We start from the raw sequence: 23,461 nt of genomic DNA on the forward strand, positions 1-23,461 counted from the left end.
AAGTAGGGGCAGGAACAAGGTCTGTAAAATGCCGATTGTTTCTAACCTAATTATTAAAATGTGGAATTATTAAATTGGTTATGTATCAGTAAATTGCATCTTCAGAGTGTTTGGGCGAATCACCCTCTGGCTTTTCATGTGCCAAGGCTGACTTTAGATAACGTTGTATTTCCCCCGGCTCTGAGGTCTGATGGGCGTCGAAATGGGCTTGCCGGATTGGGGAACTATGCGGGCAGAACTTGCGCAATATGGCGGCATTACCGTCATGATTCCGGCCGCGATCATCATCGCCGTGTGGTTGCGGTATTCCAACCCTCGGGCACTGAGGGCCTGGATCATAACGCTCGGTGTCGCTTATTCAGTGGTCGCGCTCAGCAAGTTGCTGTTCAAGGGCTGGGGCCTGTCATTTCAGCACTTGGATATTGCCGTTATCAGCGGCCATGCCATGAATACCTGCCTGATGCTTACCGTGGCGCTGAGCCTGGTGGCCCGCCAGTTCAATCCGGCAGTGCGCTGGCCGGCGGCAGGTGCGGGGTTGCTCGCCAGTGCCTGGTTTGCTGCTTACTGTGTCGCGCCGTACATACATCCACTCAATGAAGCACTGGCCGGTGTCACCGTGGGCGCTGTCGCGGCGATTGTCTTTCTCTGGCGCATTGAGACCACCGACGTCAGGGTGTCCCCCTCCTTCATCGGCGGTGGGCTGGTGGTGTTGCTGGCCTGCACACTGGTGCCCAAGTTCAACGCTGAGTTGCTGCTCAACCGGGTTGCCATCACCTTGTCAGGTGCCGACCAGGCCCATCAAGAGCCTTCCTGGCGGCTGGATGCGGCACACACAAAGGCCGAGTAAGTCACCAGGTCCAGCGCCCGGTGGCTGTCCACCATCAGTTCCAGCAACACCGTCTGCGCATTGAAACGCCGCATATCGCCGCGCCGCCGCGCCTCGCTCATCTGCTTGAGCAGCGTATGGGTGATCTGCTGCGGTGAGCTGCCGTGCAGCTGCTCCAGCCAACGGCCGATGGCCTGGGTATTGCGCCGGTATTGGGTACCCACTGGCGGCTCGGCGAAACCTTCGAACATCCCGGTGAGTTTTCTCAGCGCATAGCTGCGTATCACATCATCCAACAGGCTCATGGCCGCTCCTCGGTGCCGTAGATGTTCGCCAGCAACTCGGCGGTCTTGACCCGCATGAACTGGCTGTCACCGCGACTTTCCACGCACAGGCACACCGACAGCGCATCACTCACCTGCAACTTGAAGCGCCAATCGGCGAACACCATCGACAGTCCGGAACAGGATTCATCGCTGTCCAGGGAATTGTCGCGGTATAACACCTGCATGCGCTCGACAACGCGGGTCGAGTTATTCACTTCGACATGAATATTTCCCGAAGAAGGAAATAGGCCAATACGCTCTACCAATAACTTTGACATGTTCATGGCCGTCTCTTCGTTGTTGCGCTCAGGCGGCACTTTATTCTGTGGGAGAGCAAAAGTACTGGAATGTTATTTTTAGTCGGTTATGCCGAGTGTTGTTATTTTTAGTCTGCCTCGGCAGGTGGTCGAAGTGCCGAGGTTGTGACCATAATCGCCTCGCTGCTTGAAGTAAGGTCATCCCTTTTACTACCGGGTTAATACAGTCGGCGCGTGGGAGGTTGCCTTGTTTAATAGGATTTTGATTGTGTGTGTCGGCAATATTTGTCGCAGCCCCACGGCAGAACAATTACTGCGCAATGCGCTGGCGCACTCCGCGATAGAAGTGAGTTCTGCGGGGTTGGTCGCATTGCGTGACAGCCCGCTGGAGCCCACGGCTTTGCGGGTGCTGGAAGAGCATGGGCATGCACCGGTTTCACACAGGGCACGTCAACTGACAAGCGCTGCGGTGAGTGACGCGGATCTTGTACTCGTGATGGAGCAACGGCATATCGACGGGGTACTCAGCCTCGCCCCGGAAGCACGGGGCAAAGTTTTCCTGCTGGGTAAATGGCAATACAACCGCGAGATCATGGACCCTTATCGTCAAGGCAAACCAGCCTTTGTTCATGCCTATGCGTTGATAGAACAAGCGGTTCAGGCGTGGGCGAAAAAGTTGGTCGGTCAAGTGGGTTGAAGTTGTCATGTAACACACTTGATAAGTTTTGCTTTAATCGTGTGAAAGCGTGTGTTGTCGGCTACGAGCAAGCGTATGGGTATTGAGTGAAGCCGTTTAACGTGCATGGAGCCGGGCGTCTTGCACCCTGTGCCATTCCTTGACTATTGGTTGGAAAAAAGAACTGACTTATGCAATCAACACCCGCAACAGCGTCGCATAACGGCGAAGAAACTGATCTGGATTTCATGATGTTGTTGGGCACGTTGCTCGATCACAAGTGGTTGATCGGTGGCATCAGTATCGTCTTTATGGCGCTGGGTGTGGCCTATGCCGTGTTGACGCCTCCGGTCTATCAAGCCACCGCACTGATTCAGGTCGAACCGAAAAAAGGCGACATGCTCGGCTTTTCCGATGTCGGCAGTCTGCTCGGCAAGGAGTCGCCCACGGTCACGGAGGTCGAGTTGATCCGCTCACGGATCACCGTTGGCACTGCCGTCGACAACCTGAACCTGGACCTCGAAGTGAAGCCCAAGCGCTTCCCCTTGATCGGTGATTTCATGGCGCGTCGCTTCAAGCCAGCGCAAGCCCATGAGGTGGCGACCCCCTGGCTCGGCCTCGACAGTTACGGTTGGGGTGGCGAGGCCCTGAAGTTTTCGCGGTTGCGCCTTCCGGCCGACTTGCTGGGCCAGGAACTGACCTTGACTGCCGGTAGTGGCAGCACCTTTACCCTGTCGGACCAGGACGAAAACGTTTTGCTGACGGGGCAGGTGGGTCGCTTCTATGAACGCAGTGGCCTCCAACTGCAGGTCGAAACGCTGGATGCCAACCCTGGCGCGCAATTCAGCGTTGTGCGTTGGCCACGCCTCACCAGCATTCTGCGCTATCAGAAGCTGCTGGATGTGGCGGAGCGCGGCAAGGAGTCGGGGATCATTGGCCTGGCGCTGGAAAGCACGCGGCCCGAGGCGGCCATTCAGGTACTCAATGAGGTCGCCCGTATCTATGTGCGCCAGAACATTGAGCGCACCTCCGCCGAGGCGGCCCAGAGCCTGGCGTTCCTCAAAGACCAATTGCCCCAGGTGCGCAAGGATGTCGAGCAGGCTGAGACGGCGCTGAACCAGTTTCAGATCCGCAACAAAACCATCGACATCAGCCTTGAGGCCAAGGCCATTCTTGACCAGATCGTGGCGTTGGATGCGAGCATTTCCGAGCTCAAGATGCAGCAGGCAGAGATCGAGCGAAAGTTCACCCCCCAGCACCCGGTGTACCGCGCGCTCCTGACGCAACTGGCAGAACTCACGGCCCGCCAGAGCGAGCTAGCCAAGAAGGTCGAAAGCCTGCCGACCACCCAGCAAGAGTTGCTGAGCCTGACCCGCGACCTGAAAGTCAGCACCGAGATCTACACGCAACTGCTCAACAAGTATCAGGAGTTGGATGTGATGCGCGCCGGCACGGTCGGTAACGTGCGCCTGATCGATACCGCCGATGTCGACCTGAGGAACCCGGTCAGGCCGCAGAAAGCGTTGATTGTAGTGATCGCCACGCTGCTTGGTGCCTTTGTTGCAGTCGCGCTGGTGCTGTTTCGCAAGGCGCTCAATCGGGGCGTGTCCAACCCCAACGAGTTGGAAAAACTCGGCTTGCCGGTGTATGCGGCCATCCCGTTCAGTGCCATCCAGAAGGACATGGACCAGAAGCTCTTTCGCAGCAACAAGGTGGGCTCCACACAGTTGCTGGCCCTCAGCAACCCAACGGACCTGGCCATTGAAGGGCTGCGCAGCCTGCGCACGAGTCTGCATTTCGCCATGTTGGAAGCGGGCAACAACCGCTTGATGATCTCCGGGCCGAGCCCGCAGGTGGGCAAGACATTCGTCTCGGCGAACCTGGCCGCTGTGGTCGCGCATTCGGGGCAGCGTGTGTTGTTGGTGGACGTGGACATGCGCAAGGGTTACTTGCACAAAGTCTTTGGCGTTGCGGCAGAAAACGGTCTGTCCGACCTGCTCGCCAAACGCTGCGAGCTCAGCACAGCGATCCATACCACGGAGGTCGAGAACCTTCACGTCCTCAGCCGTGGACGGATCCCGCCGAACCCATCGGAACTGCTGATGCACGCCAACTTCAGCGAATTCCTGGAACAGGTCAGCGCGCTGTACGACCTGGTGATTCTGGATACACCGCCATTCCTGGCGGTCACCGATGCAACCATCGTCGGGCGCCAGTCCGGCACCAATCTGATCGTGGCCCGTTTCGAATTGAACTCTGTGCGCGAGGTGGAGCTGACGATGCGTCGCTATCAACAGAATGGCATTGAACTCAAAGGCGCGATTTTCAACGGTATCGAGAAGCGCTCATCCGCCAAATACGGATACGGCGCCTACAGCTATTACCACTACGAGTACACGTCAGACAGCGTTTGATCCTGGACGCCAGGCATTTGAAGTCCAACGCGCAGCACGTCTACCACTGGCCGCAGGTTCAACGAGAAACGCTATGAAAGTCACAGTTTTTGGCATTGGTTATGTAGGGCTGGTCCAGGGCGCCGTCCTTGCCGAAGTCGGCCACGATGTGCTGTGTGTCGATATTGATGCGCAGCGGGTTGAGCGTCTCAAACAGGGGCATATCCCGATCTACGAGCCGGGCCTGGAGGCGCTTGTCAGGGAAAACCATGGGGCCGGCCGCTTGAATTTCACCACCGACGCCGTGGCTGCAGTCAAGCATGGCGAAGTGCAGTTTATCGCGGTGGGGACACCGCCTGATGAAGACGGCTCGGCCGACTTGAAGTACGTGCTGGCGGTGGCCGAGACCATTGGGCAGCACATGCTGGCCCCGCTGACCATCATCGACAAATCCACTGTTCCCGTGGGCACCGCCGACAAGGTCAGTGCACGGGTGGCTGCCATGCTCGCGCTGCGTGAGCGCACCGACCTGGCCTTCGACGTGGTGTCCAACCCGGAGTTTCTCAAGGAAGGCTGTGCGGTGACTGACTGCATCCGGCCGGACCGCATTGTCATCGGCACCGCCAGCCGGCATGCGGAGGCGGTGATGCGCGAGCTCTACGCGCCGTTCAACCGCAACCACGAAAAAATCATCGTGATGGATGTGCGCAGCGCCGAGTTGACCAAATACGCTGCCAATTGCCTGCTCGCCACCAAGATCAGCTTCATGAACGAGATGGCCAACCTGGCCGAGAGACTGGGGGCCGACATCGAGATGGTGCGTCAGGGCATCGGGTCCGACCCGCGTATCGGCTATCACTTTCTGTACGCAGGCGTGGGGTATGGCGGGTCGTGTTTCCCCAAGGATGTCCAGGCCTTGATCCAGACCGCCGAGACCCTCGACTTCGATGCCACGCTGCTCAAGGCCGTGGAGCGACGCAATGCCGAACAGAAAAACAGCCTGTTCAACAAACTGTCCACGCACTTCAACGCGCAACTGGCGGGCAAGACTTTCGCGCTCTGGGGGCTCAGTTTCAAACCCAATACCGATGACATGCGCGAAGCCCCTAGCCGCGTGTTGATGGAGGCCTTGTGGCGTGCCGGGGCAAACGTGCAGGCCTTTGATCCGGAATCGATGGAAGAAACCCAGCGTCTCTATGGCGACCGCGAAGACCTGCGCCTGTGCGGTACCAAGGAAGCCTGCCTGAAAGGCGCCGATGCCTTGCTGATCGTCACGGAGTGGCAGGTCTTCAAGGCACCGGACTTCACGGTGATCAAACAGCAGCTCAAGCAACCGCTGATCTTTGACGGACGCAACCTGTTCGACCCCGTCAGTGTGCAGAAGAAAGGCATTCACTACGTATCCGTTGGGCGACCTCTCAACCCGGTATAGGTCTTCCCATGAGTGTGCTTAAAAGAATCGTCAGCGGCATTGGCGCCAATTCGTTTGGCCAGGTGGTAAACCTGCTGATCCAGGTGGTGAGTGTGCCGGTGCTGATTGCCAGTTGGGGCTTTGGCGCCTACAGCGAATGGGTGGTGCTGTCTGCGATTCCGACCTACCTGGCGCTGTCTGACCTGGGTGTGACCACGGCGGCATCGAGCAAGGTCGTGATCTGGCACGAGCGCGGACGGTTGCAGGTCGCGAGTGCGGTGTACAGCACCAGCTTTGCGTTTCTATCCCTGGCGGGACTCAGTGTGCTGTTGCTGACCCTGGGCGCCCTGGCGTTGTTTGACCTGTTCAGCGTGCTCAACCTCCAGTCGATCAAGAGCGGCGACGGGGTGCTGATTCTCTCGGCGTTGACCGGCTACTCGCTGCTTTGCCTGTTTACCAACATGATTTCGATCCGCTACCGGGCCAATAAGGCCTTGCCGTTGTCGGCATTCATCATGAACGTCATCCGCATGCTGGAATGGTCGGCTGCGTTGCTGTGCGCTTACCTGAGCCACAGCCTGGTCGCCACCAGCCTGGTGCTGTTGGCCGTGCGCGCGACGGGCATCGTCAGCAAGAACCTGATCGCCAACCGGTTGGGGATCGCCTTGTGTTTCAACGTTTCTGCGATCGGCAGGCGGGCATTTGTGACGTTGATCAAACCGTCACTGGCTTCGCTGGCCTTTCCGATTGGCCTGGCGTTGAACGTGCAGGGGCTGATCATTCTGTTGTCGGTGCTGCTGTCTCCGGCGCACGCGGCGATATTCGGTTTGTACCGCACGATTTCCAGGGTGTTGGTGCAGTTCTCGACCGTGGTGAACCAATCCCTGTGGCCGGAGATTTCCTATGCGTTCTCCATCGGTGACAACCAACTGGTCCGCAAAATGATCCGCTATGCCTTGCGGTTCTCGCTGCCCATCGCCTGTGTGCTGGGCGCGCTGGTGGTGATATTCGGCGGGACGATCTTTGATGTGTGGTCGGGCCGCAAAGACGATTATTCCTCCCGCATCATGCTGGTGCTGATCATCGGTGCGCTGACCCACGTGGCCTGGCAGGTGTATTGGGTGGCGCTGATGGCCACCGCATCCTATTCGTCGTTTGCCGTGGTGTTCATGCTGGTATCGGTCGCCAGCAGTCTGGCGGTGTTCTACCTGGCACCGGACTATGGCCTGCTCGGTGTCTGCTATGTGTTGGTGGCCACCGAAGTCGTCCTGTTCTGCTTTGCCAGGCGCGGTTTCCATCGTCTTGAACTGAGGATGGCCCGTGCTGATTAATCACCTGATCCGCCATCGATTGAAAGTCAGCCTGCTGACGCCTGAGGGGCTCAAGTACCTGGCCAAGCGCGTGCTGTTGCTGGGCCGCTTGCTCAAGGCCGATCGCCGCCAGCGCACGTTGCGCCGACAGGGGGCCAGCCTGGCTCCGCTGGTGATGATCAATGCCGTGGAATTCGAAGGCTCCGTCGCGTGTTTCAGCGTGGGCACCGGCAGCTTTATCGGCAAGCGCACCTTTATCCAATTGCACGCCGCCGTCCGTGTGGGTGCCCATGTGGCGATCAATGAAGGCGTGCGTATTCTCACGGGTACCCATGGCCTGGATGATCCTGCCTGGCGCCTGAAAGTCGCCCCGGTGGTGATCGGCGACTACGCCTGGGTCGCCACCGACGCGATCATCCTGCCGGGCGTGACGATCGGTGAAGGTGCCGTCGTCGGTGCCGGCAGTGTGGTCGGGCGCAATGTGGCGCCGTACAGCGTGGTAGCGGGTAATCCGGCACGGGTCATCAGGTCGCGTGGGGCGCATGCGTTTACCTACAGCCCGGTCCGCTCAAGTGCCGTCGTCGAAGCCTGGATGGGTAAATAAGATGATTCTGGTCGCTCATCCCGTTGGTAATCAGAATGTCCGCGCGTTGCTGCGCGCGTTGAATCAACGGCAGTTGCTGCACTCGTTCCATACCTCGCTGGCACTGCATAAGGGGTCGTTCCTCTGCCGTCTGCCGGTGGTGGGCAAGGAGTGCCTGCGGCGTACGTTCGATCAGGTCGATGGCGCGTTGCTGCATAGTTACCCGCGTTATGACGTGCCGCGTGTGATCTGCGACAAACTGAAGTGGTATCGCCTGACACGCCGCAACACCGGCATCTTCTGCCCGGAAAACGTCTACAACCACATTGACCAGGCCAGCGCCGCTTTCCTCTACAACACCCCGCGCAAACCCAGCCAGGTGTACGGCTATGACGGCAAGTGCCTGGGCTTGTTCAGCGCCGCCCGCGACATCGGCGACATCACCCTCAATTATGAGGCGGCCTTCGGCTCCATCGCCTACGCCTGCAGGATGCTTGAGCATGAGCGCGAGGCCAACCCTGCCTGGCGTGCCAGCATTCCCGATATCAGCGATGACACCATGCGCAAACAGACGGCCGAGCTGGCCTTGGCAGACCGGATCATAGTGGCGAGTACCTTTGCCAAGCGCACCCTGGGTGAGCACGGCGTTGCGCCAGGCAAGGTTGCGATCACGCCCTATGGCGCGCCGGCGCCGATGGTGCGTCATGAAGCAAGCGCCCGGCCAGGTGCACGACTGAAAGTGATTTATGTCGGCGCGCTGACCCAGCAAAAGGGCATTTCGTACTTTTTCGAAGCGTTGAATCTTGCGGCAAGCAGCGTTGCCCTGGACGTCACGGTGATCGGTGGCGACTACGCCAACGGTCGCAACCCCGTGCTCAATGCCGAGCTGAAAAAGTACCAGTGGTTCAGTTCCGCGTCCCACGATGACGTTATCCGCCACTTGCTGGAGGCCGATGTACTGGTGCTGCCGTCGGTCGCCGAGGCGTTTGGCCTGGTGGTAGGTGAAGCCTTGTCCACGGGCACAGCGGTGATCGTGTCGCAGAACTGCGGTGCGGCCGACCTGGTCGTCGAGGGTTTCAACGGTTATGTGGTGCCGATCCGTTCTGCCGAAGCGATCGCCAGCCGTCTGGTTGAGCTGGCCGAAGACAAGGACAAGCTCGGGGCGTTGCAGCACAACGCTGTGTTGTCTGCCGGTGGAACCACCTGGGACAGCTACGCCAGGGAGGTGATGGATGCAATCCTTGGCCATTCCTGACAGGGTCAGCCTGCATGAGCGCTACCGCACGCGGGTGGTCAGCGCCTTCGTGCTTATCTACCTGTTCATCCTGTTCGAAGGGGTCTTGCGCAAGTGGGTGATGCCGAGCCTTAGTTCGGTCATCTATTTCATCAAGGACCCGATCGTCCTTTACATCTACTGGTGCGCCTACCGGTTCGGTTTTTTCTCGAAAAACCTGGTGTCGGCCTACTTTGTCGTGCTGGTCATGGTGTTCTTCCTGCTGGTGGCCGCGTTTCTGTTGAGCAGCCCTGAAGGCTTCGTCATCTACGGCTACGGCGTGCGCAACTACCTGCTGTATTTCCCGTTGATATTTGTCGCTGGCAAGACGCTCAGGTTGACGGATGTCTATCGGTTCGCCCGTATCACGCTGTTCGCGGCGATCCCGATCAGCGTGCTGGTGGTGCTGCAGTATTCGTCCGGACCCCAGGCGTATGTGAACAAAGGCATTGGTGATGATGACTTCATTTTCATGATTGCCGACGGTGTCGTGCGGCCCTACGGCACCTTCACGTTCACGGCCGGGCATGTGGTGTACGTGTCGGCCTGCTTTGCATTCCTGGTCGCGGCGGTGTTTGACAAGGCCTTGTTCCGTGCCGTGTTCGCCCGGCGCTACGGGCTGTTTGGCGTGTCGGCGGCTGCGGTGGCGGTGATGTGTTTTCTCACGGGGTCCAGGGCGATCTATGCGTACGCTGCGATTGTGCTGCTGGCGGCGTTGATGGTCGCCTTGATCAAGAAATCGCAACGCAACCTGTTGTCGTTGTTTTTCCTGGCGGCCGCGTTGTTTGTCAGCCTGCTGATCTTCATGTCCACCGACAGCTACCAGGTGCTGGTGGAGCGCAACCGCAGCGCCGTGGCCAGTGAAGGCTCGCCGGTCACTCGCGCGTTCTCCAGCCTGTATGCGTTCACGCGTGTGGTCGATGACGCGCCGTTGTGGGGCCACGGGATAGGTTCGGGCACCAACGCCGCCTCGACGATCCTGCGCGCAGGGCGGGAGCAGGGCGCAGGTTTTTTACTGGCCGAAGATGAATGGTCACGCATCGTGCTGGAAATGGGCCTGCCCGCCGGGCTGATGTTCATCCTGTTCAGGGTCTTCGTGCTGCTCTGGTTACTGCTCAAGTCCTACACGGCGCTGGTCAGGCAAGGCACCGGGGTGCCGTTGCTGCTGTGCGGTTTCCTGGCGCCGATCCTGTTCAACGGGGTCATGACCATGCAGGGCACATTCCTGGCGTTTGGCGTGCTGTATGCCTGCCTGATTCTCGCGGCCTGCAAGAAAACCTGAACCTACTCAACGCATCAGCGGACGACAGCACGTGAAGTTACTAAGAATCATCTCTTCGGTCAGACCGGAAAAAGGCGGCCCGATCAACGCGGCCCGGGAAATCGACACGGTGCTCGCCCAGGAGGGGCATCGCGTGGATGTCCTGACGCTGGATGCCGAGTTCGCGGTGGACTATCCCGGCACCGTGCATTTCATGGGGCCAAGCCGATTCGGCTACGGCTTGAACGGCAACATCCGCCAATGGCTGGAGCAGCACGCCCGGCACTATGATTTTTTCATCATCAACGGCTTGTGGCAGTACCACGGGTTTGTCGCCCGCCAGGTGCTGAATAAGTTGGGACGACCTTACATCGTGTATACCCACGGCATGCTGGATCCCTGGTTCAAGCACGAATACCCGCTCAAGCATCTGAAGAAGTGGTTGTACTGGCCCTGGGGCGAATACCGGGTGCTGAGGGATGCGCGGCGCGTGGTGTTTACCAGTGAAGAAGAGCAAATCCGTGCGCGAGAGTCGTTCTGGCTGTATCGCGCCCATGAAACGATCACGGCGTATGGCACTGCCAGCCCACCGGCCGATGGGGCGCGCCTGGCACAGGACTTCATCACCGATCACCCGGAACTCAAGGGCAAGCGGGTGGTGCTGTTCCTGAGTCGCATCCATAAGAAAAAGGGCTGTGACCACCTGCTGCAGGCATTTGCCCAGGTCGCCGGGCAAGACGAGCGGCTGCACCTGGTCATGGCCGGCCCCGATCAAGGCGGTTGGGTACAAGCATTGCAGGATCAGGCCGAAAAGTCGCGCATCGCCCATCGCATCAGCTGGCCCGGCATGTTGCAGGGGGCTGCAAAGTGGGGCGCGTTCTACGCCGCCGAAGTGTTTTGCCTGCCTTCGCACCAGGAAAACTTCGGCGTGGTGGTGGCGGAAGCGCTGGCGTGCGGCAAGCCCGTGCTGATCAGCAACAAGGTCAATATCTGGCGTGAAATCGACAAGGATCGCGTGGGCTTTGTCAGTGACGACACCGCCGACGGCGCCCTGCACAATTTGCAACGCTGGTTGCAGCTGGATGCGCCCGCTTACGCGCAAATGTCCGAGCGGGCCAGGGCGTGCTTTGCCGAACGCTTTCATATCCGTCGCGGTGCGCAGCGCCTGCTGGAGATTGTGCGGGAGTGCTTCCCGTGATTCTTCAAGGCAATGACCCGCACCGTTCGGCCTCGTTCTCATTGGGCCATCGGCTGCGCCGCCAGCTCTGGAACATGGTGTACGTGGTGCTGTTTCGCACCAGCCCGCGCCCGTTCCATGCGTGGAGGGCCTTTCTGCTGCGGTTGTTCGGTGCGCGGTTGGGCAAAGGGGTGCACGTGTATCCACGGGCCAAGGTCTGGGCGCCCTGGAACCTGGAGCTGGGTGACCATGTCGGCATTGCCGATGGCACCACGTTGTACAGCATGGCGTTGATCCGCATCGGGCGCTACAGCGTGGTTTCCCAGGGCGCGCATTTGTGCGGCGGCTCCCACGACTACAACAGCAAGAACTTCCAGCTGTATGCAAAACCCATTGTGCTGGGGGAGCACGTGTGGGTGTGTGCCGAGGCGTTCATCACCCCAGGCGTCAGTGTGGCTGACGGCGTGGTGGTGGGTGCTCGTACCCTGGTGATCAAGAACATCGCGCAGCCGTGGACCGTGCATGCCGGGCATCCGTCCCGCCAGATCGGCCTGCGTACCCAGCATGTGCAGGAGCCCACGCCATGAAGCGCGAAACCATCACCGTGATCATCCTCACCTACAACGAAAGCCTGCACATCGCCCGGGCCATCGACTCGGTGCGGGCTTTCAGCGACGAAGTGCTGGTGGTGGACTCATTCTCCACCGACGGCACCTGCGACATCGCCCGTGCCCACGGTGCGTGGGTGGTGCAGCACCCGTTCGTCAACCAGGCCAAGCAGTTCCAGTGGGCGCTGGACAACCTGCCGATCACCGGCAACTGGACGCTGCGCCTGGATGCCGACGAGATCATCGAGGCCGACCTCGCTGCCGAGATCAACGCACGCTTGCCGACGTTGGCCAGCGATATCACCGGCATCAACTTCAAGCGCAAGCACATTTTCATGGGGCGCTGGGTGCGGCATGGCGGGCGTTACCCGTTGCGGATGCTGCGGCTGTGGCGCACCGGGTTCGGGCGCATGGAAGACCGCTGGATGGACGAGCACATCTCGGTGGCCGAGGGTCGCACCATCACCCTGGAAGGTGGGTTCGCCGACCATAACTTGCATGACTTGACCTTCTTCACCCACAAGCACAACCAGTACGCCACCCGCGAAGCGATTGAAGTGCTCAACACGCGGCTGGGGTTGTTTGCGATCCGCGATGAACTGCACACGGGGCAGAGTTCGTTCCAGGCCAAGGCCAAGCGCCTGATCAAGAACCGCCTTTATAACCGCGTGCCGTTCACCCTGAGTTCCACCGCCTATTTCTTGTGGCGCTACATCATCCAGCTGGGGTTTCTCGATGGCCGCAGCGGCCTGGTCTATCACCTGCTCCAGGGCTATTGGTACCGCTTCCTGGTGGGCGCCAAGGTGCTGGAGCTGGAAACCGCAATTGCCCATTTAAACGATAAGGAAGCCATTGTCCGGGAACTCTCGAAGTTGACCGGCCATAACTTGAACCTGCCCAAACAGAAGTAACTGACCGTTTTTAACAAACACCCAAGTTTGGGTGTCGGCCTTCGCTCGCCTATCAATCGGGAGACAGACATGAACAAAGTTGCGCTTATCACCGGTATTACCGGCCAGGATGGCTCGTACCTGGCGGAACTGCTGCTGGGAAAAGGCTATACGGTGCACGGCCTCAAGCGACGTTCGTCGTCGTTCAATACCCAGCGCATCGATCATATTTACCAGGACCCGCAGGCCCTGCATAAAAACCTGATCCTGCACTACGGCGACCTGGCGGACTCGTCGAACCTGACGCGCATCATCCAGCAGATCCATCCCGACGAAATCTACAACCTCGGCGCGCAATCCCATGTGGCGGTGAGCTTCGATTCACCGGAATACACCGCCGATGTGGACGCCCTGGGCGCCTTGCGCATCCTTGAAGCGATCCGCCTGTTGGGCCTGGAAAAGAAGACCCGTTTCTACCAGGCCTCGACCTCCGAGTTGTATGGCTTGGTGCAGGAAACCCCGCAGAAGGAAACCACACCGTTCTACCCGCGCTCGCCCTATGCAGTAGCCAAGTTGTACGCCTACTGGATCACCGTGAACTTCCGCGAAGCCTACGGCCTGTATGCCTGCAACGGCATCCTGTTCAACCACGAGTCGCCGCGCCGTGGGGAAACCTTCGTGACGCGCAAGATCACCCGCGCCCTGACCAACATTGCGCTGGGCCTGGAGCCGTGCCTGTACATGGGCAACATGGATGCCCTGCGCGACTGGGGGCATGCCAAGGACTATGTGCGCATGCAGTGGATGATGTTGCAGCAGGACAGCCCGCAAGATTTCGTGATCGCCACGGGTGTGCAGTATTCGGTGCGTGACTTCATTCGCTGGTCGGCGGCGGAGCTCGGGCTACGCCTGCGCTTTGTGGGTGAAGGCGTGGAGGAGGTGGCGGTGGTCGAGCACATCGACGGCGACCTGGCGCCGGGCATTCTGGTGGGCGACGTGATTGTACGGGTGGACCCGCGTTACTTCCGCCCGGCCGAGGTGGAGACGCTGCTGGGCGACCCGTCCAAGGCCAAGCGTGTGCTCGGTTGGGTGCCTGAAATCAGTGCGCAGGCGATGTGTGCGGAGATGGTCCGCGAAGACCTCAAGATCGCCCAGCGCCACGCCTTGTTGCGCCTGCACGGGCATGACGCACCGATTGCGGTGGAGAACTGAACATGGCACGTGATCTTGATGCGCGGATTTTTGTCGCCGGCCATCGCGGCATGGTCGGTTCGGCCATCGTGCGGCGCCTGTGGGCGTTGGGCTACACGCAGATCCTCACAGCGGGCCGCGATGAACTGGACCTGCTCGACCCGGCGGCCGTGCAGGCATACTTCGCCAGGCACCGTATCGACCAAGTGTACCTGGCGGCCGCCAAGGTGGGTGGGATTCATGCCAACGCCACATACCCGGCCGACTTCATCTACCAGAACCTGATGATCCAGGCCAATGTGATCCACGCTGCCCACAGCCATGGCGTGCAGCAACTGTTGTTCCTCGGCTCGTCATGCATCTACCCGGTGCATGCGCCGCAACCGATGATCGAAGCGGTGTTGCTGGACGGTGCACTGGAACCCACCAACGAGCCCTACGCCGTGGCCAAAATCGCCGGGATCAAGCTGTGCGAAAGCTACAACCGCCAGCACGGCCGCGATTACCGCAGTGTGATGCCGACCAACCTGTATGGGCCGGGCGATAACTACCATCCGCAAAACAGCCATGTGATCGCCGCCTTGTTACGGCGCTTCCACGAAGCGACCCAGCGCGGCGATGACGAGGTGGTGATCTGGGGCAGTGGCCGACCGCGACGGGAATTCTTGCACGTGGACGACATGGCGGCGGCCAGCGTGCATGTGATGGAACTCGATGCGGCGCGCTACCGCGAACAGACCCAGCCGATGCGCTCGCACCTGAACGTCGGCACCGGCGTGGATTGCACCATCGCCGAGTTGGCCGAGGCGCTAGTGCGGGTCACCGGCTTCCAGGGGCGCCTGCGTTTCGACACCGGCAAACCCGACGGTGCGCCGCGCAAGTTGCTCGATGTCAGCCGTATCAACGCCCTTGGCTGGGAAGCCTACGTGCCGCTGGAGGAGGGCTTGCGTGACGCCTACAACGCCTATCTCGCGGCGCTCGAACAGCCTCGGGGCCAGTGATGAAAGTGCTTTTGTACGGCATCAATTACAGCCCGGAGCTGACCGGTATCGGCAAGTACAGCGGTGAACAGGCGCGCTGGCTGGCGGCGCAAGGTCATCAGGTCCGCGTGATCACGGCGCCGCCGTATTACCCGCAGTGGCAGGTGGGCGAGGGCTATTCGCCGTGGCGTTTTCGCACCGAGCTGGATGCCGGCGTGACGGTGATCCGTTGTCCGCTGTACGTCCCGCGCCAGCCCACGGCGATGACGCGCCTGCTGCACCTGATAAGTTTTTCCGCCAGCTCGTGTGTGGCGGTGCTGGGGCAACTGCGCTGGAAGCCGGACCTGGTGATGCTGGTGGTGCCCACGCTGTTCTCTGCGCCCCAGGCGTTGCTGTTGGCTAAGCTCACTGGCGCGCGGTCGGTGTTGCATGTCCAGGACTATGAAGTGGATGCGATGCTCGGCCTGGGCATTGGCGGCGGTTCGCTGTTGCGGCGCCTGGCGTTGGGTGTGGAGCGCTGGCTGCTGCGGCGCTTTGATCGGGTCTCGACGATTTCCAGCGGCATGCTCCACAAGGCACGGGGCAAGGGCGTGTCCAGCCAGCGGTTGATGTTCTTTCCGAACTGGTCGGAGACCGCACGCTTTCGCGATGTGCCGCGCGACCGCGCGTTGCTGCAACGCCTGGGCGTGCCGCCGGGAACCAAGGTGTTGTTGTACTCCGGCAACCTCGGCGAGAAGCAAGGCCTGGAGCTGATCCTCGATGCCGCCCAGGCCCATGCCCAGCGCACGGAGTGGGTGTTCCTGATCGTCGGCCAGGGCACCGGCAAGGCGCGTCTGCTCGAACGTGTACAGCGTGATGGGCTGCGCAACGTGCTGTTCGCGCCGTTGCAGGCCTACGAGGACTTGCCGGCGCTGCTGGCCTCGGCCGACGTGCACCTGGTGATCCAGAAGCGCGGCGTGGCAGATGCGGTGTTGCCGTCCAAGCTCACCAATATTCTGGCCGTGGGCGGCAACGCAATCATCACCGCCGACCCCGACACCACCCTCGGCCGCCTGTGCGAGGAACATCAGGGCATTGCGGTGTTGATCGAGCCGGAATCGGTCACGGCACTGAGCACGGGTATCGAGCGGGCACTGGCAATGCCGACGCGTAATGAGGTGGCGTTGAATTACGCCAAGGAGTTCCTCGACAAGGAACGCATTCTGCAACGTTTTCTGGCACAGGTTTGATGGGTATGTGGCTTGATTTACCGACCTTCCAAACGGTCGTGGCTTCGACGCCGTTGGTGGCGATTGACCTGGTGGTGAGAAACAGCCGTGGCGAAGTCTTGCTCGGTTTGCGCGTCAACCGGCCAGCCTTTGGTTTCTGGTTCGTGCCCGGTGGGCGTATCCGCAAGAACGAAAGCCTCGACAGCGCGTTCCGGCGCATCACCGGCGAGGAGCTGGGACGCACGTTTGAACGCGCCAATGCACGTCTGCTGGGCGTGTACGAGCACTTCTACGATGACAGCGTGTTCGCCAACGCCGGCAGCGGGCCGGACACCCACTATGTGGTGCTCGGCTATTGCCTGGACCTGGACGATGGGCAGACTCTCTTGCTGCCCACCGAGCAGCATCAGCAGTACCGTTGGTGGCCACAGGATGAACTGCGCTTCAGCCCGCGCGTGCATGAAAACAGCCGCGCCTATTTCTGACGCTCTGCCTCGAGGATGCATTTATGTTGTTACCCGTGATCATGGCAGGCGGTTCGGGGTCGCGCCTGTGGCCGCTGTCGCGGCAACTGAACCCCAAGCAGTTCCTGCGCCTGACCGATGCGCACCTGTCGATGCTGCAGCAGACCATCCAGCGCCTGGAGGGCGCCAACGTCGCCTTGCCGCAGTTGATCTGTAACGAGCAGCATCGTTTCCTGGTGGCCGAGCAGTTGCGCCAGCTCGGCATGGAGCAGGCGAGCATCCTGCTGGAGCCGGTGGGGCGCAACACCGCGCCGGCCATCGCGCTGGCGGCGTGCAAGGCGGTTGCCGAGGGCCTGGACCCGATCCTGCTGGTGCTGGCCGCCGACCATTTGATCGAAGATGTGCCCGCGTTCCATGCCAGCCTCGAAGTGGCGTTGCCCCTGGCCAGGGCTGGCAAGCTGGTGACCTTCGGCATCACCCCGACCTGCGCGCATACCGGCTACGGCTACATCGAGCAGGGTGCGGCGGTGGGCGAGGGCGGGTACCGGGTAAGGCGCTTTGTCGAGAAGCCGGACGCTGCCACGGCCGCGCAGTATGTGGCGAGCGGTGATTACGCCTGGAACAGCGGCATGTTCATGTTCCGCGCCAGCCGCTACCTGGCAGAACTCGAACGCTTCCAGCCGGCCATGCTCGAAGCCTGCCGCGTGGCGCTGGAGGGCGGTAGCCAGGACCTGCCGTTCACCCGCGTGCATGCGGCAACCTTCGCCACATGTCCGGACGACTCCATCGACTACGCTGTGATGGAAAAAACCGATGACGCGGTGATGGTGCCGTTGCACGCCGGCTGGAGCGATATCGGCTCGTGGTCGGCCCTGTGGGAGGCCAGTGCAAAAGACACCGGCGGCAATGTGCTGCGCGGTGATGGGTTGCTGCTCGATACCCGCGATAGCTATGTGCACGCCGACAGCCGCCTGGTCGCCACCGTCGGGGTGCACGACTTGATCATCGTCGAGACCAAGGACGCCGTGCTGGTGGCCCATAAGGACCAGGTGCAGCAGGTCAAGGGGATCGTCGATCAGCTCAAGCAGGCCGGGCGGCATGAGCACCTCAACCACCGCGAGGTGTATCGGCCGTGGGGCATGTATGACTCGGTGGACAGTGGCGCGCGGTATCAGGTCAAGCGCATCACCGTGAAGCCGGGAGCCAAATTGTCGGTGCAGATGCATCACCACCGCGCCGAACACTGGATCGTGGTCAGCGGCACGGCCCGGGTCACCAATGGCGAGCAGACCTACCTGGTCGCGGAAAACCAGTCGACCTATATCCCCATCGGCCAGGTGCATGCGCTGGAGAATCCTGGGGTGATTCCTTTGGAGTTGATCGAAGTGCAGTCGGGGTCTTATCTGGGCGAAGACGACATTGTCCGGTTTGAAGACAAGTACGGCAGGGCCTGAAGTTTCCGACAATTAATAACGTTCCGAATAACTTCAAACATCGGCAATGCAGTGAGGGCCGGGCACTTTGCCGGTAAAACGTTATTTTCAACTAATGCACCTGGAAGTTACCCGTCTGGTGCGCTGTTTAGTTGGATGGCACTATCGGCCCGGCTACTCACTGACGATAAGGAGTCTGTTATGAGAAAAGCACTGGCGGTTATTGTGCTCAGTGTCATGAGTACGACGGTGTTGGCCGACGAGTTGCCGTTGGGGCTCAGTACCAAGGTCGCGGGTTCGGTGACAGTCGGGGAAACTCTGCTGGTCGCCAGCGCCATTGTTGCCGGCGTGGCGGCTGCGTCCAACAGCGGCGGCAGTTCCAACGGCGGCACCACCACCGGGACCACCGGTACGACCGGAACCACCGGCACCGGCAACTGATCCACCACCTTCCGCTTTTCAGACTGCTTGGATTCCCCACCCGAGTAGTCTTTTTTTCTTGTCGTTTATCGCGAGTGTCCGAGCACTATGATGCGTATTTTTTCTGTGGCGGCCGTGGCCGCTGCATTGTTACAGGGCTGCATGTTCGCACCGGGCCAATACATGGACACGGCGGCGTTGACTGAAAGTGGCGGCGCGCAAAACAGCCGGGTGGATTTGATTCCGATCACACCAAAGTTACTTGCCATGGACGCGGCCAGCCAAGTGCCTTATTCCATTCCCGCGGAACTATTGAGTTATAAGCCGGGCCCGTATTTGATCGGCGCCAATGACGCGTTGTATATCACCGTGTGGGATCACCCTGAACTCACGGCACCGTCCGGCCCGCAACAACAGATCGACGCCAACGGCCGCTTGGTCAGCCCCGAGGGCAACCTGTTCTACCCCTACGTGGGTGAGTTGGTTGCCAAGGGTCGATCCATTGAAGCGCTGCGCAGTGAGATCACCGACAAGCTGCGCCAATACATCGACAGCCCCCAGGTGGACGTCAGCGTACTGCGCTTCGCCAGCCAGCGCGTGGTGATCACCGGCGCGGTGGCCAAGGCCGGGCCGGTGCCGATCACCACCATCCCGTTGAACGTGATGGAAGCCATGGGCGCCGCCGGGATCGACCCGCTCAATGCCGACCTGTCCAACCTCACGCTCAGCCGGGGCGGCAAGCGCTACACCCTGGACCTCGACACGCTCAACCTGGCGCAGTCGCGCTTGAACGACATCTACCTCAAGGACGGCGACCAGCTGTACCTGGCCTACAACGACCGCAAGCGCATCTATGTGATGGGCGAAGTCATGCAGCCCCGCGCCCTGACCTTCAAGACCCGCAGCATGAACCTCTCCGACGTGCTCGGTTCGGTGGGTGGGGTCAATCAGAACACCTCCAACGCGGACGCGATCTATGTGATTCGCGGCGCGCAGAACATCGCCAACGAGCCGGCCAAAGTTTTCCAGCTGGAAGCTGCGTCCCCTTCGGCCATGGCCCTGGCCACGCGCTTTGATGTGCAGCCCCAGGATGTGGTGTTTGTCGGCCCGGCGAATATCACGCGCTGGAACCGCTTCATCAGCCAGTTGATCCCTTCCGCCACGATCGTCGGCATCGGCGCGTCCACCCAGAACAACCTGAGCGAAGCCAGCAGCCGATAGGGTGGAACCTGCGTGAACACTCATAAATTCGCTGCTTACATGGGGTTGGCGTGGCTGTTGGCGGGCTGCAATCCGCTGATGACCGCCTCCCTCGATACCTTCAAGGCGGCCGTGGCTGGGCCGGCGCCGCTGGAGCTGACCCAGGCCCAGGTGGACGCAGTGCCGTTTGCCCAGATCAAGGTCACCACGGTGTCCAGCGAAGGGGTGATGGCGCTGATTCGCCAGCGTGGCGACCTGCAGTTCTGGGTGGCTTCCGGCAAGCAGGTGCTGTTGGTGCGTAACGGCCTGGTGGTGCGCACGGTCGGCCTGGGCGTGGACCTCAATGGCACGCACTGGCAGGGCCAGTCGCCGTTCCAGCAAGGCTTGCACCGTGTGCCGGATGGCTACCGCAGCACGCGGCAGATCGATGGGGTGGACGGCTATCGCATGGGCATCACGCTCACCAGCCGTATGACCCGCAAGGGCATCGAAACGGTCGAGATCCTCGGCACGCCCTACGCCTTGTTGCGGGTGGACGAAGACGTCGAGGCCAGCGGTTTTCAGGCGCGCAACCGCTACTGGGTCGACCCCGTCGACGGCTTTATCGTGCAGAGCGAACAGCACCTCACGCCCGACCTGACCCTGACCATCACCCAGCTGCAACCCACTCGCAAGGACGCCCGATGATCGGTCGAATACTCACGGCGCTGCTGCTGTCCTGGAGTTGCGTCAGTACGAGCCAGGCCGCCGTGACCGTGAGCGGCCAGGTACGCACCCCAGGGCCTATTGCGCTGCCACCCGATGCACGTTTGCTCGACGCGATCATTCCGTCGCAACCGGATGCCCAGGGTTATTGGCTGGGAGCAGCCTGGTTGCATCAACCCTTGCTGGAACGCCAGGCGCGGCTCAAGGCCGGTGTGCTGTTTGATTTGCAAACCCTGCACCAGGCCGCGCGGGCTGACGCACGCGAAGGCCGGGCCCGTGTTGCCGAACGCTTGTATCAGCAGGTGCAGGCCTTGCCGGTCACTGGCCGCCAGGTGGCGGTGCTGGACCCGGTGGCGGTGGAAGTCGGCTTTGCGCCGAACCTGCCGCTCAGCGATGGCGATCGCCTGGTGTACCCGCCACGGCCCACGCAGGTGCGGGTGGTGGGGGCTGTCGCTGCGGCGTGCAGCCTGGCGTTCGAGCCGCTGCGGGCAGCCCGCGATTACCTCACTGCATGCCCGCCACTGGTGGAGGCGGATGCTGATTATTTGTGGGTGATCCAGCCTGACGGGAAGGTCTCGCGCCTGGGTATTGCGCCCTGGAACCGCGAAGAGGGCGCCCCCCCAGCGCCCGGCGCCACGCTGCTGGTGCCGATCCGCAGTGACGACCTGAGCGCGCCCACCCCTGACCTGAATCAGCAACTGGCCGAGTTTCTCGCCACCCAACCCCTGGCCGAGGTCACGCCTTGAAATTATGTATTGCGGCCGTGCTGCTGGTGCCTTGTGGCGTCGTGCATGGTGATCCCCGTTACACCCAAAGCGATTTCGGCGGCGTGGGGCTGCTGCAGACGCCTACCGCCCGCATGGCGCCCGCCGGCGAACTCAGCGTGAACGCCAACCGCACCGAGCCCTACAGCCGCTACAGTTTTTCTGCGCAACCACTGGACTGGCTGGAAGGCACGTTCCGCTACACCGCGATCACCAACCGGCCCTATGGCGCTGAGTCATTCAGCGGCGGCCAGAGTTACAAGGACAAGGCCGTCGACGCCAAGGTGCGCTTGAACCAGGAAACCCACTGGCTGCCGGAAGTGGCGCTGGGGTTCATGGACCTGGGTGGCACCGGGTTGTTTTCCAGTGAATACCTGGTGGCCAACAAGCGGTATGGCGATGTGGATTTCAGCGCTGGTATCGCCTGGGGTTACCTGGGCAGCCGTGGTGACTTCGGCAACCCGCTAGGCGTGCTGGATGATCGATTCAACGAGCGTCCCAGCGCTGAAGGATCCGGCAGTTTTTCCAACGGCTATTTCCGTGGCCGGCCCGCGCTGTTTGGCGGTATTGCCTACCAGACGCCCTGGGCGCCGTTGAGCCTCAAGCTTGAAGTGGAAGGCAACGACTACAAAAATGAACCACGCAGCAACAGCTTTCGCCAGGCTTCACCGGTCAACCTGGGCCTGGTCTACAAGCTCGCCGATGCGGTCGACGTAAGCGCCGCATGGGAGCGGGGCAATACCGCGATGTTCGGCATTACCCTGCACACCAATTTTGTCAGCCGCAAGGCACCCGCCAAGACCTATGACCCACCGGCTCCTCCATTGCCGGCGAAGGCACCGACCACGCCGCCGGACCAGGTGGATTGGGCCGCCGTGTCGCAGCGCCTGCACGACAACGCCGGCTACAATGTGCAACGCATTACCCAGCGTGGTCCGGAGTTGCTGGTGTATGGCGAACAGCAGCGCTATTTCTACAGCGCCAAGGCGGTGGGGCGCGCCAGTCGTATCCTGGACAACAGCGTAAATGACCAGATCGACTGGTTCACCCTGGTCAGCGAACGCTATGCCATGCCGATCGAGGAAACCAGCGTGCCGCGCAAGACCTTTCGCGAGGTGGTCAACCAGCGCGAAGCCCTGCAGGACCTGCACCGCCAGGTCGAGGTCAATCGTGCCAGCGAGCGTACGCAGACCGTGCTCTACACCCAAACGCCCAAGCCCCTCAGCTATGGGCTGGGCCTGGGCTACAAGCAGAACGTCGGTGGGCCGGATGGTCTGCTCTACCAGGTTTCCGCCGACCTCGATGCCGAGTACCGCTTCACCCGCAACTCCTGGTGGAGTGGTTTGCTCAGCGTCAACCTGCTGAACAACTACGATGGGTTCACCTACGACGCGCCCACGGGCTTGCCGCGGGTACGCACCGACCTGCGCAAGTACATGACCAGTGCCGACGTGACCCTGCCGACCTTTCAGCTAAACCATGCGCAGCGCCTGGACCAGGACCTGTACGGCATGGTCTACGGTGGTTTGCTGGAATCGATGTATGCCGGTGTGGGCAGTGAAGTGCTGTACCGGCCGATGGGCCAGGGCTGGGCGGTGGGGGCCGATGTGAACTATGTGCGTCAGCGCGGTTTCGAGCAGGATTTCAGCCTGCGCGACTATCGCACGGTGACCGGGCATATCACCGGGTATACCGACCTGCCATTCAACCTGCAGGGGGCCTTGAGTGTCGGCCGCTACCTGGCTCGGGACTGGGGTGCAACGCTGGATCTTTCGCGGGAGTTCAACAATGGCGTGCGGATTGGTGCGTGGATCACTCGCACCAACGTGTCCAAGCAAGAGTTTGGCGAAGGCAGCTTCGACAAGGGCCTCTACCTGTCCATTCCGTTTGATGAATTGATGAGCCTGTCGACGATGCGCCGCGCCAACCTGGTGTGGGCACCGCTGACCCGCGATGGCGGCGCGCGCCTGAATCGCGCGTATTCGCTGCATTCGATGACCGATGGGCGCGACAGTGCATTGTTTTACAAGAATATCGACAAGATCACTGAGTAAGGCCTGTAGGAGCGAGCTTGCTCGCGAAGAAACTCAACGATAACGCGTGAT

General features: G+C 60.9%; 23 protein-coding genes. 21 read left to right on the top strand and 2 right to left on the bottom strand.

What is annotated here, in order from left to right:
• Positions 1 to 190: 190 nt before the first annotated feature.
• On the top strand, positions 191 to 847 hold the full coding sequence (locus ACZ445_RS12185) for a hypothetical protein (protein ID WP_235594960.1): 657 nt from the start codon (positions 191 to 193) through the stop codon (positions 845 to 847).
• On the opposite strand, the gene ACZ445_RS12190 is transcribed toward ACZ445_RS12185, so the two are convergent.
• A complete protein-coding gene (locus ACZ445_RS12190) occupies positions 799 to 1,131 on the bottom strand; it encodes a hypothetical protein (RefSeq protein WP_058425538.1) in 333 nt (110 codons plus the stop codon). The two genes, ACZ445_RS12185 and ACZ445_RS12190, sit on opposite strands and share 49 nt — an antisense overlap.
• Entirely contained in the window at positions 1,128 to 1,436 is a 309-nt protein-coding gene (locus tag ACZ445_RS12195) for a phosphomannomutase (protein ID WP_235594959.1), read from the bottom strand. The genes ACZ445_RS12190 and ACZ445_RS12195 overlap by 4 nt, the downstream gene beginning before the upstream one ends.
• A gap of 220 nt (positions 1,437 to 1,656) precedes the next feature.
• Here ACZ445_RS12195 and ACZ445_RS12200 point away from each other — a divergent pair, with 220 nt between their 5' ends.
• The 20 genes from ACZ445_RS12200 (at position 1,657) to ACZ445_RS12295 (ending at position 23,410) form a co-directional block, all read left to right on the top strand.
• Positions 1,657 to 2,106: a low molecular weight protein-tyrosine-phosphatase gene (locus ACZ445_RS12200; protein WP_058425536.1), complete on the top strand. Its 450-nt coding sequence runs from the start codon at positions 1,657 to 1,659 to the stop codon at positions 2,104 to 2,106.
• A gap of 170 nt (positions 2,107 to 2,276) precedes the next feature.
• Positions 2,277 to 4,499 (top strand): polysaccharide biosynthesis tyrosine autokinase, encoded by a 2,223-nt coding sequence (locus ACZ445_RS12205; RefSeq protein ID WP_179028395.1) that lies wholly within the window; start codon positions 2,277 to 2,279, stop codon positions 4,497 to 4,499.
• 73 nt (positions 4,500 to 4,572) lie between these two features.
• A complete protein-coding gene (locus ACZ445_RS12210; protein ID WP_464708373.1) occupies positions 4,573 to 5,910 on the top strand; it encodes a UDP-glucose dehydrogenase family protein in 1,338 nt (445 codons plus the stop codon).
• Between the two features lie 8 nt (positions 5,911 to 5,918).
• Positions 5,919 to 7,220, top strand: a complete 1,302-nt coding sequence (locus tag ACZ445_RS12215; RefSeq protein ID WP_464708374.1) for a lipopolysaccharide biosynthesis protein — start codon at positions 5,919 to 5,921, stop codon at positions 7,218 to 7,220.
• Positions 7,210 to 7,803, top strand: a complete 594-nt coding sequence (locus ACZ445_RS12220; RefSeq protein WP_352152404.1) for an acyltransferase — start codon at positions 7,210 to 7,212, stop codon at positions 7,801 to 7,803. The genes ACZ445_RS12215 and ACZ445_RS12220 overlap by 11 nt, the downstream gene beginning before the upstream one ends.
• Position 7,804: 1 nt before the next feature.
• A complete protein-coding gene (locus tag ACZ445_RS12225) occupies positions 7,805 to 9,037 on the top strand; it encodes a glycosyltransferase family 4 protein (RefSeq protein ID WP_058425532.1) in 1,233 nt (410 codons plus the stop codon).
• Positions 9,015 to 10,337, top strand: coding sequence for an O-antigen ligase family protein (locus ACZ445_RS12230; RefSeq protein ID WP_058425531.1), 1,323 nt, complete (start codon positions 9,015 to 9,017; stop codon positions 10,335 to 10,337). Before ACZ445_RS12225 ends, ACZ445_RS12230 begins: the two co-directional genes overlap by 23 nt.
• Before the next feature lie 31 nt (positions 10,338 to 10,368).
• Positions 10,369 to 11,514: a glycosyltransferase gene (locus ACZ445_RS12235; protein ID WP_058425530.1), complete on the top strand. Its 1,146-nt coding sequence runs from the start codon at positions 10,369 to 10,371 to the stop codon at positions 11,512 to 11,514.
• A complete protein-coding gene (locus ACZ445_RS12240) occupies positions 11,511 to 12,080 on the top strand; it encodes an LbetaH domain-containing protein (protein WP_058425529.1) in 570 nt (189 codons plus the stop codon). The genes ACZ445_RS12235 and ACZ445_RS12240 overlap by 4 nt, the downstream gene beginning before the upstream one ends.
• Positions 12,077 to 13,012 carry a glycosyltransferase family 2 protein gene (locus ACZ445_RS12245; protein WP_058425528.1) on the top strand — a complete coding sequence of 312 codons (936 nt, stop codon included), beginning with the start codon at positions 12,077 to 12,079 and terminating at the stop codon, positions 13,010 to 13,012. Before ACZ445_RS12240 ends, ACZ445_RS12245 begins: the two co-directional genes overlap by 4 nt.
• Before the next feature lie 69 nt (positions 13,013 to 13,081).
• Positions 13,082 to 14,203 carry a GDP-mannose 4,6-dehydratase gene (gene gmd, locus ACZ445_RS12250; RefSeq protein WP_464708376.1) on the top strand — a complete coding sequence of 374 codons (1,122 nt, stop codon included), beginning with the start codon at positions 13,082 to 13,084 and terminating at the stop codon, positions 14,201 to 14,203.
• 2 nt (positions 14,204 to 14,205) lie between these two features.
• Positions 14,206 to 15,183, top strand: coding sequence for a GDP-L-fucose synthase (gene fcl, locus ACZ445_RS12255; RefSeq protein WP_058425526.1), 978 nt, complete (start codon positions 14,206 to 14,208; stop codon positions 15,181 to 15,183).
• Complete coding sequence (locus tag ACZ445_RS12260; protein ID WP_464708377.1) at positions 15,183 to 16,391, top strand: WcaI family glycosyltransferase; 1,209 nt, start codon at positions 15,183 to 15,185, stop codon at positions 16,389 to 16,391. Before fcl ends, ACZ445_RS12260 begins: the two co-directional genes overlap by 1 nt.
• A 5-nt stretch (positions 16,392 to 16,396) precedes the next feature.
• Positions 16,397 to 16,855, top strand: a complete 459-nt coding sequence (locus ACZ445_RS12265; RefSeq protein ID WP_058425561.1) for a GDP-mannose mannosyl hydrolase — start codon at positions 16,397 to 16,399, stop codon at positions 16,853 to 16,855.
• Between the two features lie 23 nt (positions 16,856 to 16,878).
• A complete protein-coding gene (locus ACZ445_RS12270) occupies positions 16,879 to 18,288 on the top strand; it encodes a mannose-1-phosphate guanylyltransferase/mannose-6-phosphate isomerase (protein WP_058425524.1) in 1,410 nt (469 codons plus the stop codon).
• Positions 18,289 to 18,468: 180 nt separating this feature from the next.
• Positions 18,469 to 18,708 (top strand): hypothetical protein, encoded by a 240-nt coding sequence (locus tag ACZ445_RS12275; RefSeq protein WP_058425523.1) that lies wholly within the window; start codon positions 18,469 to 18,471, stop codon positions 18,706 to 18,708.
• A gap of 87 nt (positions 18,709 to 18,795) precedes the next feature.
• Positions 18,796 to 19,908, top strand: a complete 1,113-nt coding sequence (locus ACZ445_RS12280; RefSeq protein ID WP_058425522.1) for a polysaccharide biosynthesis/export family protein — start codon at positions 18,796 to 18,798, stop codon at positions 19,906 to 19,908.
• Positions 19,909 to 19,920: 12 nt separating this feature from the next.
• Positions 19,921 to 20,574 (top strand): YjbF family lipoprotein, encoded by a 654-nt coding sequence (locus ACZ445_RS12285; protein ID WP_464708379.1) that lies wholly within the window; start codon positions 19,921 to 19,923, stop codon positions 20,572 to 20,574.
• Complete coding sequence (locus ACZ445_RS12290; protein WP_464708380.1) at positions 20,571 to 21,338, top strand: capsule biosynthesis GfcC family protein; 768 nt, start codon at positions 20,571 to 20,573, stop codon at positions 21,336 to 21,338. The genes ACZ445_RS12285 and ACZ445_RS12290 overlap by 4 nt, the downstream gene beginning before the upstream one ends.
• Positions 21,335 to 23,410, top strand: a complete 2,076-nt coding sequence (locus ACZ445_RS12295) for a YjbH domain-containing protein (RefSeq protein WP_464708381.1) — start codon at positions 21,335 to 21,337, stop codon at positions 23,408 to 23,410. Before ACZ445_RS12290 ends, ACZ445_RS12295 begins: the two co-directional genes overlap by 4 nt.
• The last annotated feature ends 51 nt before the right edge of the window (positions 23,411 to 23,461 follow it).

Source organism: Pseudomonas allii, from assembly GCF_055380095.1.